This window comes from Deltaproteobacteria bacterium (assembly GCA_026129095.1).
GTDB lineage: Bacteria > JAGRBM01 > JAGRBM01 > JAGRBM01 > JAHCIT01 > JAHCIT01.
This window is the reverse complement of the sequence record JAHCIT010000005.1, coordinates 243,457-257,542: the sequence shown is the minus strand read 5'-3', so window position 1 is coordinate 257,542 and position 14,086 is coordinate 243,457. Positions and strand designations below refer to the sequence as shown.

The 14,086-nt window shown below is 63.8% G+C and carries 16 protein-coding genes; 9 read left to right on the top strand and 7 right to left on the bottom strand.

The features are described 5' to 3' along the window. Positions 1-57: 57 nt before the first annotated feature. From proC to KIT79_09390, 4 genes are all read left to right on the top strand, one after another. Positions 58-942, top strand: coding sequence for a pyrroline-5-carboxylate reductase (proC, locus tag KIT79_09405; protein ID MCW5829517.1), 885 nt, complete (start codon positions 58-60; stop codon positions 940-942). Further along, positions 939-1,451, top strand: a complete 513-nt coding sequence (locus tag KIT79_09400; protein MCW5829516.1) for a DivIVA domain-containing protein — start codon at positions 939-941, stop codon at positions 1,449-1,451. Before proC ends, KIT79_09400 begins: the two co-directional genes overlap by 4 nt. A gap of 71 nt (positions 1,452-1,522) precedes the next feature. Then, positions 1,523-1,789 (top strand): DUF167 domain-containing protein, encoded by a 267-nt coding sequence (locus KIT79_09395; protein MCW5829515.1) that lies wholly within the window; start codon positions 1,523-1,525, stop codon positions 1,787-1,789. 45 nt (positions 1,790-1,834) lie between these two features. After that, on the top strand, positions 1,835-2,080 hold the full coding sequence (locus tag KIT79_09390; GenBank protein MCW5829514.1) for a hypothetical protein: 246 nt from the start codon (positions 1,835-1,837) through the stop codon (positions 2,078-2,080). Here the strand turns inward: KIT79_09390 and KIT79_09385 are convergent. From KIT79_09385 to KIT79_09370, 4 genes are all read right to left on the bottom strand, one after another. Continuing rightward, positions 2,071-2,451, bottom strand: coding sequence for a hypothetical protein (locus tag KIT79_09385; GenBank protein ID MCW5829513.1), 381 nt, complete (start codon positions 2,449-2,451; stop codon positions 2,071-2,073). The two genes, KIT79_09390 and KIT79_09385, sit on opposite strands and share 10 nt — an antisense overlap. 14 nt (positions 2,452-2,465) lie before the next feature. Further along, the gene (locus KIT79_09380) at positions 2,466-3,311 is read right to left on the bottom strand and encodes a uridine kinase (protein ID MCW5829512.1); all 846 of its coding nucleotides are present in this window, start codon (positions 3,309-3,311) and stop codon (positions 2,466-2,468) included. Positions 3,312-3,314: 3 nt separating this feature from the next. Continuing rightward, positions 3,315-4,145 carry a uridine kinase gene (locus tag KIT79_09375; protein ID MCW5829511.1) on the bottom strand — a complete coding sequence of 277 codons (831 nt, stop codon included), beginning with the start codon at positions 4,143-4,145 and terminating at the stop codon, positions 3,315-3,317. 68 nt (positions 4,146-4,213) lie between these two features. Next, on the bottom strand, positions 4,214-5,188 hold the full coding sequence (locus KIT79_09370; protein ID MCW5829510.1) for a hypothetical protein: 975 nt from the start codon (positions 5,186-5,188) through the stop codon (positions 4,214-4,216). 70 nt (positions 5,189-5,258) lie between these two features. Here KIT79_09370 and KIT79_09365 point away from each other — a divergent pair, with 70 nt between their 5' ends. The 3 genes from KIT79_09365 (at position 5,259) to KIT79_09355 (ending at position 8,522) form a co-directional block, all read left to right on the top strand. Next, positions 5,259-5,951: a TetR/AcrR family transcriptional regulator gene (locus tag KIT79_09365; GenBank protein ID MCW5829509.1), complete on the top strand. Its 693-nt coding sequence runs from the start codon at positions 5,259-5,261 to the stop codon at positions 5,949-5,951. 19 nt (positions 5,952-5,970) lie between these two features. After that, positions 5,971-7,011 carry a ferritin-like domain-containing protein gene (locus KIT79_09360; GenBank protein ID MCW5829508.1) on the top strand — a complete coding sequence of 347 codons (1,041 nt, stop codon included), beginning with the start codon at positions 5,971-5,973 and terminating at the stop codon, positions 7,009-7,011. Positions 7,012-7,514: 503 nt separating this feature from the next. After that, entirely contained in the window at positions 7,515-8,522 is a 1,008-nt protein-coding gene (locus tag KIT79_09355; protein ID MCW5829507.1) for an RHS repeat-associated core domain-containing protein, read from the top strand. Positions 8,523-8,879: 357 nt separating this feature from the next. On the opposite strand, the gene KIT79_09350 is transcribed toward KIT79_09355, so the two are convergent. Then, a complete protein-coding gene (locus tag KIT79_09350) occupies positions 8,880-9,329 on the bottom strand; it encodes a hypothetical protein (GenBank protein MCW5829506.1) in 450 nt (149 codons plus the stop codon). Between the two features lie 123 nt (positions 9,330-9,452). Between KIT79_09350 and KIT79_09345 the strand changes: the two genes are divergently transcribed. Further along, positions 9,453-10,637, top strand: coding sequence for an acyl-CoA dehydrogenase family protein (locus tag KIT79_09345; protein MCW5829505.1), 1,185 nt, complete (start codon positions 9,453-9,455; stop codon positions 10,635-10,637). A 37-nt stretch (positions 10,638-10,674) separates the two neighbouring features. After that, positions 10,675-11,835 (top strand): acyl-CoA dehydrogenase family protein, encoded by a 1,161-nt coding sequence (locus KIT79_09340; GenBank protein ID MCW5829504.1) that lies wholly within the window; start codon positions 10,675-10,677, stop codon positions 11,833-11,835. Between the two features lie 27 nt (positions 11,836-11,862). Here the strand turns inward: KIT79_09340 and KIT79_09335 are convergent, their stop codons facing one another. Both KIT79_09335 and KIT79_09330 read right to left on the bottom strand, forming a co-directional pair. Continuing rightward, on the bottom strand, positions 11,863-13,527 hold the full coding sequence (locus KIT79_09335) for an NCS2 family permease (protein ID MCW5829503.1): 1,665 nt from the start codon (positions 13,525-13,527) through the stop codon (positions 11,863-11,865). Between the two features lie 89 nt (positions 13,528-13,616). Continuing rightward, entirely contained in the window at positions 13,617-14,081 is a 465-nt protein-coding gene (locus KIT79_09330; GenBank protein ID MCW5829502.1) for a YeeE/YedE family protein, read from the bottom strand. Between the last annotated feature and the right edge of the window lie 5 nt (positions 14,082-14,086).

Genomic DNA, 14,086 nt, shown 5'->3' with positions numbered 1-14,086 from the left:
GATGGCGGGGAGCGGTGCTCCGCAGGTGCCGGATACTAAGGAAGCAGGATCTGTCAGGTGTCACTGAAACTGGCCATAGCGGGCGGCGGAGCCATGGGCGGAGCCCTGGCATCCGGGCTTGTTCGCGCCGGCACGCTGAAGGCATCCGAGATCATCATTATTGAGCCATTGGCAACGCGGCGCGATGAGCTCAGGCATGATCTCAAGGTGCAGGTGAGTGGCCGTCCGGCGGATTCGTTCCGGGCCGAGGTGCTGCTGCTCGCCGTCAAGCCCCAGACCTTGCCGGAGGCGGGGCCCGCCTATGCAAAGGGGTTTGCGCGCAAGACCGTGATCTCGATACTTGCGGGTTCGACCATCGCCACGCTCCGCACCTGGTTTTCGGGAGGCATTGCCCGGGTGATGCCCAATACACCGGCACTGGTGGGCGAGGGCGCGTCCGGCATCTGTTTTTCTGAAGTCGCTGTTCCGGAGCGGGAACGAATCCGCAAGTGGCTAGCTGCCGTGGGCGAAGTGGTGGAAGTGGCAAAGGAATCCGATCTGGACGCTGTGACCGGTCTCTCCGGGTCTGGCCCCGCCTACGTATTCGAGATGATCGAGGCACTCTCCGATGGCGGCGTGCTGGCGGGCCTTCCCCGCGATGTTGCCTTGAAGCTGGCCGCGCAGACCGTTCTCGGCGCGGCCCGGATGGTCATTGCGACCGGCCGGCATCCGGCCCAGCTCAAGGATCAGGTGACTTCCCCTGGCGGGACGACCATTGCCGGATGCGCCGAGCTGGAACGGCACGGCATGCGGTCTGCGTTCATAGCTGCCGTGAAGGCAGCCACGGAGCGGTCGCGCCAGTTGGGGTCTGCGGCAACAGCGGGTACAATGCAGCGCAAGAAGGTTAACAAGGCGTCATCCGCCCCGAAACGGCGGACGGCACGCAAAGGTGGTGGGCGATGAAACTCTCTCCGATGGAGATTCAGCAGAAAATATTCAACCGGTCATTCCGCGGTTTCAACGAGCAGGAAGTGAAAAACTTCCTGGAGGCCGTGGCGAGCGCCTATGCCGACGTGGTGCGCGAGAACAATACCATGCGGGAGACGATCGCCCGCCAGGAGCAGGAAATCCTGCAGCACCGCACCCGTGAGCAGACGCTGAAGGACACGCTTGTGACCGCGCAGCGGGCCGTTGAGGAGATGCGCCGCAATGCCCAGAAACAGGCCGAGCTCACTGTTGCCGAAGCCGAACTGAAGGCCGACGCGCTGGTCAAGGACGCGCATAACCGCATGGCCGATCTTCAGGGGCAGATACAGGAACTGAAGCGGCTCCGTCTCCAGTTTGAAACACACCTGCGCGCCGAGCTGGAACTCCACCAGAAGCTGCTTGAGGCCCAGTCGTCCAGCGAGGCCGAGCGGGCGCAGATCGAAAAGAAGGTCGCCTTCATCAAGAAGGGCGAGCAGGCGGGCTGACCGTCTTTGCACCCAGGGAACTCGTGACCAGCACCCGCTCCGCGCCATGGACGGATGATCCGGCGGGCGGAATTTTCCTCCACGTTCATGTCCAGCCCCGCGCCCGGAGAGCAGGGGTGCAGGGTATCCACCAGATGCCGTCAGGTCCGGTACTGAAGGTGGCCCTGACTTCGCCGCCCCTGGAAGGCCGTGCAAATGATGAGCTGGCTGATCTGATCGCCGGAGTGCTGGGGATCCGGAGTTCACAGGTCACGCTGGAGAGCGGCCACAAATCCCGTGACAAGCGGCTCCGGATTGCCGGTATTGCCGCAGCCGACGCCGAACGGCTGGCTTGGTAGGGGGATGTTTGCCCCTGCCGTATCCGGCAAGCATATACTGGTCCCATGGCTGAACTGCGTCCCAAGGGCTCCGGACATGACCTGCGAAAGTGCGTCTACAAGGTGCGCGACGAGGCGGCCGTGGCGGCGCTGCCAGAAGGCACCTCGCACAATGACCGGATGTCGGCGATGATTTTCCGCTGCACCAACCCGGCCAAAGCCGGTCCCACCAGCATGATTCTCTGCAAGATATGTCGTGAGAACAACGACGGGTATGAACCGGCTCCCGGTTCGCCCGACTATCAGGGGTAGGCGGGCTGTTTCACCCGCCGCTCGATCTCGGCCGGTGTGGCCGTTTCACTGAATCCCACCAGAAAGTCCCCGCAGATGAGGAACGACGGCACGCCGATGGTTTCGATCCCGTGCTCGCCAGCGAGCGTCTTCAGCCGGTCCCGGTTTGCCGGATTGGCGCGGACATCGAGATAGCTGACCTTGAGGCCGGGTTCGCGGGCGGCGAACTCCGCCAGATAGGCCTTGGCCGCCGTGCAGTGGGGGCACCCCTCCCGGACGAACACCGATATCTCCGGGCACCGGAGGCTGGGTGTTTCCGGTTGTGGCGCAGTCCTGGCGCCGCAGGAAACAAGGAAGGCGGCGGCAAGTGGAAGCGAATGGCGGCTACGCATGAGCCCGTCCACCTTCAGTCGGCGTAAATGATCGTTCCCACGTGCTCGCCCTTGAGAGCGCGGGTGAGATTGCCGGGCTTGAGCGAGTTGAAGATCTGGATCTGCTTGCAGGACTGGGCGCGGTCCAGATAGGTGAGCACGCTCCGTTCGACCACCAGGTCATCAAGATCGCGTTTCATCAGTTCGCGTACATGGATTTTCGGAATGAACTCGGCCTTGGGGTTCTTCTTCGGATCATCGGTGAAGAGTCCTTCCTCGTCCTTGGCAAAAAAGCACATGGGGGCGCCAAGGGCCTCAGCGGCGAGGTATACACCCGCGTCCGTCCGGTTCGGCGGGATACGGGTGCCGGGGCTCGGTTTCTCCCAGTATTCGTGCGGGGGCATGCCGGACATGACCGGGATGCAGCCCAGCCGGAAATAGAGGGGCAGCTTCTCGAAGTCATCGGGCATGATGTAGACGCCGCCGTGCTTGGCGAGCAGCATCTGGAGCATCCGGGCGTTCTGCCGGGGCACGGCGCAGCCGATACGGGCCATCACGCCGGTGGGTACCTCCAGGTCGAGGCCGATCTGGTAGGCGTGCCGCGCACGGGTGCCGCCACCAGCGCCGAGCAGGAGGTGGAAGCCGTCTTTAGCGCACTGGGCGATTTCGTCCACCAGTGGAAACAGCGCGGACCGGCCCCGGTCCATCACCGACTGGCCGCCGATCTTGATGACCTTCGTATTGGGCAGGATGGCCGTGACCGGCGCGTTTTTCTCGTCGATCAGGGATTCAATGACTCTGCGCTCGGGGGTCGTGCTCACGTTTGGGTGGTTCCTTCGCTGGGTGTCGCCTGTTTTCAGCCTGTGGGAGCAGGGCGTCAGGAATCAGGCGCGGATGATCGTGCCCACATGCTCGCCGTTGAGGGCCCGTTCCAGGTTCCCCGGCTCCAGGCCGTTGATGATCTGGATCTCGCGGATGTGGCGGCCGTTCTTCATGTATTCCAGTACCTTTTCCTCGATGATGAGTTCGGGGTAGTCGGCCCTGAGAATCTCGTCGCACGTCGCTTCCGGGATGAACTTCGCGTTCGGGTTGGTATCCGGGTTGTCGGTGTAAAGGCCCTTCTGGTCCTTGATGAAGATGAGGCTCCTGGCACCCACCACGTCGGCCGTAAGGTAGAGGCCCACGTCCGGTCCGTTCATCGGGAGGCGGCCCTTCCTGGGCGGTTCCTCCCAGAAGTGGTAGGGCGGCATGCAGATCACGATCGGCAGGATGCCCACTTCCAGGTAGATCGGAAGCTCGGGGAAATGCTCGCGGCACATGGCAACGCCGCCGTGGGCCGAGAGGATGGCCTGCAGCAGCGCCGCGTTCTGTTCCTCAACCGCCCCGGCGATCTGGGCGAGCCCGCCCGTGGGAAGCCCCAGATCAAGCCCCACGCTCATCGTGTGGCGCATGCGGGTGCCGCCGGACACGCCGACGATCATCTTGTATTTCGCCTTGGCGCGGACGAGCGCGTCGCAGAGCGGCAGCACGGCCGCCTTGCCGCGGTCCATGATCGAGTGGCCGCCCACCCCGATGATGTTCGCCTCCGGCAGGAGCCGGACCTCGCGCTGGGGTTCGGTGCTGGCGAGCAGTTCCTTGCTCAGCAGGGATTCGCGCATGAACCGCCCGACGATGTGCGTGCGGTTCTTTTCGCCTTCCTTGATGATGTCGGCCATTGGGGAGATTTCCTTTTCCCGTTACCGGAAGCGGCGGAGCATAACGGCCATCCCGGGGGATGCAAGTTTCACGGATCGCAGGGCCCCAGGGACAGCGGCTGGTTCACGGCGGCTCCCTTCACCCCGCCGGGGTAGAACAGGAGGCCCGGCCCCCGCTCCGGTATCCATACGCGGCTTTTCGTCAGGATCGCGGGCCGCATCCGGAGCCGCATGCCCGGCTTGTTCTCGATGCAGTAGTCCTCGGTAACGTCGGGCGGCAGGAAGTCGGTGATGGGGCATCCCTCCTCGCCGCAGGAGCGGATCTTCACGCGGGTGAGGGTCTTCAGTTCCTGTCCCGGCGCGTCGATGACGAGGTGCATCCGGTCTTCTTCGTCGTTCTCGATGATCCCCGGCCGGGGGCCGTCGAGGCGCGGGTCGCCGTAGGGAATGAGGTCGATCGAATAGAGGTTTTTCACCACCATCGGGGAGTTCTTCACCCGGTCGGTCAGTTTCAGCACCCCGCGTTTGTTCTGCATCAGGACGTAGCGGTCGGGGTTCTCGTCCAGTTCGGCCATGGGGAACCGCCAGGCGTCACCGAAACAGGGGACGAGATCAATGGCCGCGATGCTCCCCTGTCCGGTGGGGATGAGCGAATGGAGGCGGATCATCCGCCGTTCCTTCCTGGGGCGCTTGCGCTCGCGCTCCTGTTCCTTGCCGGTGGCCCGGACCCGGTGATCGCCGCTATAGGCCTCGGGCAGTTCGAAGAGCTCGTCGTTGGTCTTGATCCAGATGACCTCATCGAGCCGCTGGAGCCGGATCTCCCGGCCGGCACCCCTGCCGCAGCGGGACCTGGGCTTTTCCTCCTCCTCCGCCTCTTCCCCGGCTTCGGGGGGCTTGGCGCTGGCGAGGGGCCTGGCCTCGCGGACCGGATCCCGCCGGGATTCGGCTGCCCGTTCCCGTTGGCGCGGGGTCTTGGGTGCCGGGCGCTGGCGGAGCAGCATCATTCCCAGGGCAACAAGCAGGACGATGGCGGCAGTAACAAACAGTTTCTTGCGGCGACTCATGGCGGGTGGCCTGTAGCACCGGAGGCTGAAGATTCCAATAATTACAACGGATTAAGGTTGTTATGGATGAATGTTGTTGACACTGACTGGCTGGCCAGTTTATAAGAAATCCGTGGTCACGAACCCCCGCCAAACCGATGCCGAAACCGCCAGACCGGCGCAGGGTGCTGATTCTGTTCCCGAATCGGTGGACCGCATCGTCGAGGCGGCCATCCAGTGTTTCGCCCGCCACGGCTACGAAGGCGCCTCCACCAAGGAGATCGCGCTCGCCGCGGGGGTGTCGAAAAGCCTTCTCCACTACCACTTCGCCTCCAAGGAAGAGATCCTCATCGCCGCCGTGACGCGCATGAGCGAGGGGATCGCGGCGGGCGTGCTGGAGCGTTCGCGTGTCGAGGCCCCGTCGGTCGAGCGGCTGCTCACGGCCGCTGACGCCCTGTTCGACCTGCTGATCGCCAACCGCGAGCGCGTCGCCTTCCTCATGGAGATGTGGTCCACGGCCAACTTCAACGAACGCCTCCGGGAGCGGATACGGGAGTTCGACCGCCTCCAGCACCGGCTGGTGTGCGAGACGATCCGGGCGGCGCTCGGCCCCGACGCCGGCCGGCTGATGCTCCCCCTGGACCGGGCGGCCGCGCTGGTGCAGGCGGTGATCGCCGGGTTCGTCGTCCACAGCAACTTCATGGAGAACGGGCAGGAAGCCCGCCTCATGTTCGAGGACATCAAGCAGGTCCTGTTCCGCGGGGCCGTCGCCCTGAAACCCTGACGCTTAAGGAGATTCCATCATGGCCATTGCCGGATACGGAAAGACCCAGATTCGCTACGACATGTTCGACATGGAGCGCGACGCCGAGCAGGCCCGCCGGTTCGCCAGGTGCGAGAACATCTACCACAAGGGACAGGATCTCGCCTGGGACGGGAAGGATATCCTCCCGATGCTGCTCAGGGAGCACGGCGGCATCAATATCCCCGACGACAAGCGCAAGGCCATCTCGCGCATCTTCGCCATCATCATGTGGGGCGAACTCGCCGCGTGGAAGATCAGCGCCCAGCTCGCCGACGGGCTGGTGCCGCTGGAGGCGAAGATGGCCGCCACGAGCCAGGCGTTCGACGAGGCCCGCCACTTCTACGTGATGCACGATTACCTGAAGGAACTGGGCTACGTCCCCAAGCGGATGGACCGCCCGCCGCAGGCGCTCCTGGACCTCGTGCTCGACACGCCGAACCTCGCCTACAAGCTGCTCGGCATGCAGCTCATGATCGAGACGATGGCGCTCACGATCTTCCAGACCGTGCGGGAACTGAAGGCCGAGCCGGTCATCGCCGAGCTGATGAAATACTATGAGCGCGACGAGGCCCGGCACGTGGGCCTTGGCATGCAGTATCTGCCGGAGATGATCCGGGGCATGTCGAAGGCCGAGGTGAGCGCGATGATGGTCTTCCAGGCGCGGATCCTGTTCTGGGCCATGTGGGAGACGAAGATGCTGGAGAAGGATTTCGAAACCCTCGGCATCGAGCCCCGGAAGGTAATGGAACTGGGCCGCTCCAAGCAGGTGATGGCGATGAAGGCGGCCTTCAAGGTGCTCGGCATTGATCTCGACGAGGAGCGCAGCCCCGCCATCATGGCGCTCAACATCGCCAACGAGTTCCTGTTTCCCACCGAGGAGACGAAGGACGACTGGGTGGCCATGTTCCAGGCCGCCCTTGCCGCCGCCACCGAGCGGGTGCCCGCCGACCCCGCGGCCCTCGACATCCACAGCTCGCACCAGATCCGGCTGGCGAACGGCGGCACCGCGCCCGCCGAGCGCGACCTGTCGAACACCTGAGCCGGGCCGCCAGGCCCTGCTCCCTGCCTGACACCTCACCGGCCCGTTCCGGCCCCCGTGGTATAATGGGTGGCGGACATGGGTCCGCACGCCCCATTGAAAAAGCAGCAGGCCCGGCCCTGAAGGGGTTTGAAAGTTTCGCAAATTGCTTCGGTTTCAGGAAATTAGTGTCCTGCTTTTCAGGCTGTTAGCCGTGTTGCGCCCGGCCGGTGAACCGGGCCGCCGCCACGCCTCACCACGGCTCACCACGCTTCGCCACACCTCACCATGGGTCAGGCCGGTAGAAGGTGATGGAGATCACGCCAAAATAGTAAGTGAAAACAGTTAATTACAGCCACCACGCTTCACCACGGCTCACCACGCCTCGTTTGAGGTGAGGCGCGGCCGCCAGGCGGTCTTGCCCCTTGGGAATGCCGGGAAAGGGTTATCCAGAACAGAAATCAGTTCTGATTATGGGGATCAGGGGGCCGTGATATACTGGGCGCAAGATGGTGGGACTGGCGATGAATACCGGACCGGCCAATGACCTGACATTCACCCGCAAGCGGCAGGACGCCGCGCTTGGCCTCATGAACTTCGAAAACCGTTACTACGACCCCCTCGTGGGCCGGTTCATCTCCGCCGATCCCCGGCAACTCGAACCCGCTCCGCTTCAGGCGATGCGGCTTGTCGAATGGGGGTTCCAGTCGGGCAGAGCCGCGCCTGCGGACGGCATCCGGGAGCAGGTGCAGGACTGGCAGGGGCGGACATTTGAGCCGCAGGATCTGAACCGGTTCAGCTACGTGCTCAACAACCCGCTGAACCGGGTGGATGTGGACGGGTACGGGTTCTGGAAGTGGGTGAAGAAGTTCGTTCTGAAAGTGTTATCCAGCGTGATCAGCATCGTCATGCAGGCACTCTTCATGGCAATTCTCCCCATTCCCTTGCCCGGCTTTGGGCTGTCGGATGCGTTCTGGGATATACTTGGGCAGATGGCGGCAAACCCATTTGTGATCGGTGCAGACGCGGCAACCTACGCATCGACCCAGCGGCAGGGGGGCGTGGGGTTCCACGGATATCTGACCGGGGCCCGAACGACACTATTCGGACTGACGGCTGGCGTTGCCGCGATTGCAGTCGGTGCGATGCAGGGGAAGCATGTTGGCATCCATGCCGAATCTGTCGATGGCACCGGGGTGATTGCATTCTCGGGCGCCGGATTCGTGCTTGGCGATGCACCAGCCCAGACCTTGGGGCATGCGGTACTGATAAAATCCCCAAAGGGCCGTGCGGGGAGTCCAGCACGCCATACCTATGGCGGAAAGATGTACGACGAGTCTGTTCATTTCGCATCCCAGGTTGGCGTGCTTGGAAATGCCTACATCCCGCTGCATGTAGCGACAGGTTTGTCGAGCCTGGTATTCAGTGGAGACTGGCATGGTCGATCAAACCCCCTGGAGGCAGGACATCATGAAAAATTTGGCATTGGGCACAATCAGGAGTCGTGGCCGTGGGGGAAATGGCCGTACTGAAAGTCTTCGATTGTGTGGCACCCTAATGGTCTTTTGTATCTTTGGGTGTGATTATACGGATTTTAAGTGGGTTTCGTGCAATGTTCCTGTCGAAAACTACTGCTTGAATATATTTTTGGAGTCTGGAGCCGACGGAAATTTCAGTTTCGGCGAAAATGTAATTCGTGAGGATTGTGAAACACAGTTGAATGGTGAATTCTCAACTGCCGAATGTGCAAATAAGGGAGCTATTAGTAGATGTGTATTGGATGATGCCTACCCGAAAATCCATGAGAGATATGCGTCTTACTTTTATTTTTATTACTTTCCTGAATTTCAAAATCCACGAACTCATTGCAGGGACGTAGGCGGATTGTATCAGCTTCCGGATGAATGGGACGAGTAGGGTGGTGTGCAGCTATTTTGAAGGACAGCCGCCACTCCCATCACCGGCCCCAGATGCGTGAGAATCCGGTCGAAGGCGGCCCGGACCTGCATGTCGCCGTACCAGGGCGAGACGAGAAACATCAGGTAAACGGCCGCGAGATACATCCAGGCGGAAGCGAGCAGCAGCCGGTGGGGCGCGAAGGCAGGAGCGGCGGGGTCCCGGCGGGCGAGTTCCCGTGCCGCCTGCAGCGTGAGCAGCACCAGTAGCCAGCCCAGCAGCAGCCGGTGGGGCATCAGGAGCAGGTAGCGGACCATCCGGACGAGGACGGGCGCGATCTTCTCCGAGATGCGCGGCCAGTCCCAGGCGATGAGGTTGGCGAGGTAGTTCTCCTCGTAGAAAGAGGCCCGCTCGCCCCTGACGCCGCTGTCACCTGACGGCAAAAGAAATCGGAGTTTTCACGGCGGTTTTCCGTTGGCGGGCCTTGGGGCTTTGGGCTACTCATAGGGGCCGCGCACGGGCGCGCCCATCCAAATAAGCATCACGACCAGGAGACCGGTACCGTCATGGACATGTCGTTTACCCCCGAGCAGATCAGATTCAGGGAAGAGGTCCGCCAGTGGATCGAGCAGGCGATGCCGGCCCCGATCCGCAAGAAGGCCCAGAACGGCGCCCACTTCGAGCACGAGGAGCAGATGGAGTGGCACAAGACCCTGTACAAGAAGGGCTGGGTCGCCCCGCATTGGCCGAAGGAGGTGGGCGGTACCGGCTGGGACGCCACGCAGCGGTTCATCTTCAACGAGGAGCTGTCCCGCGCCTCGGCGCCGCCGCTCTCGCCCTTCGGGCTGGCGATGGTGGGCCCGCTCATCATCCAGTTCGGCACGCCGGAGCAGAAGACCCGCTACCTGCCGAAGATCCTCGCCGGCGAGGAGGTGTGGTGCCAGGGCTACTCGGAGCCGAACTCCGGCTCGGACCTCGCCAGTCTCCAGCTCAAGGCCGAGAAGGACGGAGACAACTACGTCCTGAACGGCCAGAAGACCTGGACAACCCACGCCCAGTATGCCGACTGGATCTTCGTCCTCTGCCGGACAAAGTTCGACGGCAAGCAGCAGGAGGGGATCACCTTCCTCCTGTGCGACGTCAAGAACACGCCGGGCATCACCGTCAAGCCGTTCATGACCACCGGCGGCACGCTCGCCTTCTCGGAGACCTGGTTCGAGAACGCCCGTGTTCCGCAGGCCAACCGCGTGGGCCCCGAAAACGGCGGCTGGACGATGGCGAAGGCGCTGCTCGGCCACGAGCGGACGACCATCGCCGGGGTGGGCGAGATCCGGCGCTACATCAACCTCATCAAGCGGATCGCCCGCGACACGAAGGTGGGCACCGGTTCGCTGCTGGAAGACCCGGCATTCCGGGCGCGGATCGCCGCGCTGGAGATCAGGCACCGGGCGCTCATGATGGCCAACTACCGCACGCTCGCCTCGGCGCAGCTCGGCCGCGCCCCGGGACCGGAAAGCTCGATCCTCAAGATCGTTGGCTCCGAGATCCAGCAGTACTGCTACGAACTGATGATGGACGCCATGGGTCACAACGCCCTGGGGTGGTTCGATTCGGGCGAGATCCTGCCGATGCACGAGCAGTGGGTCGCCTCCCAGTTCAACTACCTGCGGGCGACGACGATCTACGGCGGATCGAACGAGATCCAGCGGAACATCATCGCCAAGCTGATTCTCCAGCTTCCGGGCGCCTGATCCGGCAACGCGACACCACAAGTTAGGAGCCAGTGCCATGAATTTCGATCTCACCGATGAACAGAAGATGCTCGTTTCGGCGGTCGGCAAGTTCGTCAAGAACGAGTCGAACGTCGAGCGGTTCCGCAAGGCCCGGACGACCGCCGCCGTCTGGGACAAGGCCGTATGGAAGAAGATGGGCGACAACGGCTGGATGGGCGTCGCCTTCTCCGAGGCGGACGGCGGCTTCGGCGGGAGCTTCGTGGACGCGGCGCTGATCCTGGAACAGTTCGGCCGCGGGCTGGTGCCAGAGCCCTACATCGCGTCGGTGATCCTGGGCGGCGAGGCCATCGCCTCGGCCGGCACGAAGGAGCAGAAGGAGAAGTTCCTCGCCCCGATGATCGAGGGCGCAACGTCGCTGGCGCTCGCCTATGCGGAAAACCAGAGCCGCTACAACCTGAACGACTGCCTTACGAAGGCCGAGAAGTCCGGCAGCGGCTGGAAGATCACCGGCGAGAAACGGTGGGTGCTGAATGGCCACGCGGCTGACCAGATCGTCGTGGCGGCCCGCACCAGTGGCGGCCAGTTCGACGCGGACGGCCTCTCGCTCTTCATCGTGGACGGCAACGCCGCCGGTCTTGAGCGGACGGCGGTCAGTGGCATGGACGGCCACAAGACCGGCTGGCTGAAGCTGAAGGGTGTCGAGGTGGGTGCGGACCGGCTTCTGGGCGGGGCGGGAAAGGCCCTGTCCGTGCTGGAACGGCTCGTTGACCGGGCGGCGGCCGCCGCCTGCGCCGAGTCGCAGGGCTGCCTGCAGGAACTGTTCGAGCGGACGGTGCTGTACCTCAAGCAGCGCGAGCAGTTCGGCCGTCCCATCGGATCGTTCCAGGTGCTCCAGCACCGGGCGGCCGACATGTTCGCCCAGGTGGAATTGTGCAAGTCGATGATGATCCTCGCGGCGATCAAGGCCGACGAGACGGACGAGACCGAGCGCAAGGAGCAGATTTCGGCGGCGAAGGCCTACCTGACCGAGGGCGGATGGGTCGTGCAGAAGCAGGCGATCCAGCTCCACGGCGGCATTGGAATCACCGACGAGCAGGACGCCGGTCTCTTCTTCAAGCGGGTGCGCGTCCTGCAGGGACTTTTCGGCGACGCCGACCATCACATAAGCCGCTTCTCGAAACTGGCGAGCTTCGAGCGGTCGCTGAAGAGCGCTTAAGTCCCCAGGCTTCAGAGAAGTTGAAGGTCAGGCGGGCGGCTTTTCCTGCCCGCTGTCGTCTTGCTGGCCTTTTGCCCAGCGTCCCATGGACAGGAAAAACCCGCCGCTGGCGAAATAGGCCAGCGCCCACTGCCAGCCGGTCCCAAACCCGATACGGTAGATCCCGCCCGACGGGCCGGTCTCGCCGGCATGAACGAACCCGAAGAACGCGAGCCCCCCGCCGGCAAACGCCCAGAGCGCGGCGCGCCGGAACCGCCGGTCAATCAGCTCCGCGCTCAGGGCCGACCAGACCATGCAGGTGAGCATGAACCCCTGCGAGATGGCAGTGAGGCCGTCGAGGTTCAGTCCGGCCGCCGCGAACGCGCCCCTGTTTTCCAGCACCCGGCCCGCGAGTCCGGAATCCCCGGTGGCGAAGCTGGCGGCTCCCAGCGTCTGCGTGAGAACAAGAAGTCCCCAGGCCGCGATGGCGGGGAACAGTCCCACGGCGACGGCGGGCGCGTGGGTCTGGGGGGTCGCCTCAAATGCCTGCGCGGTGATGATGATGCCGATCCACAGGACGATCGCCATGCCCGCTTCCATCGGGATGAAGGCATTGACGAGGAAGGTCAGTCCCGAGAGCGCAAGGACCGTGAAAAATATGCCGTTCAGGACCGAATAGCCGGATGTCGCGCCGAGCCGTTTCCAGCCCGGATGGCCGATGTAGATCGTCGTCGGAAAGCAGGAGCCGAACAGGGCGGCGGCGCCGGAACCGAGCCCGTTCACCAGCATGGAGGGCCGCGTCGGGAACCGGTCCCCGGCGGCCTCGGCCGATTCGAGATTCTGCAGCGACCCCAGCACGTTGAAGAGCCCCATCGGGAGCATCACGGGGACGAGGTATTCCAGCATGAGCGGGTTCGTGAGGCCCGCCAGCAGATCCCCGATGACCGGCAGGGGAAGGTGGAAACCGGCGTGGGCGGCGGCCTCGCCGATGCGGGCGGGATCGACCGGCGTTTCGAGGCCCAGGCCCCGGAGCAGCCAGGCGGCGAGCGTCCCCAGCCCCACGGCCCACGCACCGCCGGGCAGTCCGAGCGGCATCCGGGTGTGGGCGAAGTAGGTGGTGAGGATCACCCCGAGCGGCAGGATCGCCACGAGCGGCGACTGGAACGTCCGGATGGCGAAATCAATGGAGATGAAGCTGATGGCGATGCCGGCGAGGGTGGACAGTAACGCCGCCCTCGGCGTGTGCCGGCGGATCCAGTCCCCGGCGAAGGCCCCGGCCGATTCGAACACCGCCGACACGAAGCAGGCGGCGACGCCCACCTGCCAGGCGAGCCGGGCGGCACTTTCGGTGGATGCGCCGCCGTGCTGTGCGGCGAGCTTCACCGGCAGCATGACGAGGAACACGTAGGCAAACAGCGAGACGGTATTGATCCCGTAGGGGAGGGCGGTAACGCCCGTGCGGCCGGTTTCGGCCGACACCCGCCGGGCCTGCCAGGCATAGTAGAGGTTCCCGACCAGGATCGAGACAGCCGCGCCCGGTATGACCGTGCCCAGCACCAGTTCCACCGGAAAACCGAGGACTCCGGTGCAAAGCCCCAGGATCAGGATGAACTGGATGAGGTTGTCGATGGCGAGGCCGAAAAACCCGTCAATGTCGCCCTTGACAAACCACGGCTGCGCGTTGCCGGCGGCGGAATCCTGCACGGTCCCCATGAACACTCTCCCCGCTGGCTTTCTGCTCCGGAAGCAGGGCCGCCAGCGGGGATGAGCCTAACCGGGGAACGGGACGGAGGGGAGCGGGCTTATGCCGCGACCGGTTTTGGGGGAGATTCGCTGCGGCGGGCGGAGCCCTTCAGCCAGCTCTCCACGTCCTTGCCGGTGCGGATGTAGAGCATCGTGCCGAGGAAGATGCCGAGCACGGTGAAGGCCGCCATGACTTTTCCCTCGCCGAGCTGGCTCAAGGCCGTGCCGGGACAGGTACCGGTGATACCCCACCCGGCTCCGAACAGGAGTCCGCCCCAGAGGTTCCCCGGCGAGGCGGGCTTTGGGCAGAGTTCCACAGGCTTGTCTTCAGCCGTCCTGATTCCCGATTTCTGCAGGAGCCGGAGTCCGATCCCGGCGGTGACGATGGCCGTGCCCATCACGCCCATCAGGTGATAGTCGCGGAGCAGGAACATTTCGGCGATGGCCGTGTAGTCGGTGGCGCCGATTCTCGACAGGATGAAGCCGAACAGAATTCCGAATCCGAGCAGTTTGAGTGTGCGCATATGTG

Coding starts and splice junctions, on each gene's coding strand:
- KIT79_09400 (MCW5829516.1), top strand. CDS start 939: ATGAAACTCTCTCCGATGGAGATTCAGCAGAAAATATTCAACCGGTCA.
- KIT79_09390 (MCW5829514.1), top strand. CDS start 1,835: ATGGCTGAACTGCGTCCCAAGGGCTCCGGACATGACCTGCGAAAGTGC.
- KIT79_09385 (MCW5829513.1), bottom strand. CDS start 2,451: ATGCGTAGCCGCCATTCGCTTCCACTTGCCGCCGCCTTCCTTGTTTCC.
- KIT79_09375 (MCW5829511.1), bottom strand. CDS start 4,145: ATGGCCGACATCATCAAGGAAGGCGAAAAGAACCGCACGCACATCGTC.
- KIT79_09370 (MCW5829510.1), bottom strand. CDS start 5,188: ATGAGTCGCCGCAAGAAACTGTTTGTTACTGCCGCCATCGTCCTGCTT.
- KIT79_09365 (MCW5829509.1), top strand. CDS start 5,259: ATGTTGTTGACACTGACTGGCTGGCCAGTTTATAAGAAATCCGTGGTC.
- KIT79_09360 (MCW5829508.1), top strand. CDS start 5,971: ATGGCCATTGCCGGATACGGAAAGACCCAGATTCGCTACGACATGTTC.
- KIT79_09355 (MCW5829507.1), top strand. CDS start 7,515: ATGAATACCGGACCGGCCAATGACCTGACATTCACCCGCAAGCGGCAG.
- KIT79_09345 (MCW5829505.1), top strand. CDS start 9,453: ATGGACATGTCGTTTACCCCCGAGCAGATCAGATTCAGGGAAGAGGTC.
- KIT79_09340 (MCW5829504.1), top strand. CDS start 10,675: ATGAATTTCGATCTCACCGATGAACAGAAGATGCTCGTTTCGGCGGTC.
- KIT79_09335 (MCW5829503.1), bottom strand. CDS start 13,527: ATGGGGACCGTGCAGGATTCCGCCGCCGGCAACGCGCAGCCGTGGTTT.
- KIT79_09330 (MCW5829502.1), bottom strand. CDS start 14,081: ATGCGCACACTCAAACTGCTCGGATTCGGAATTCTGTTCGGCTTCATC.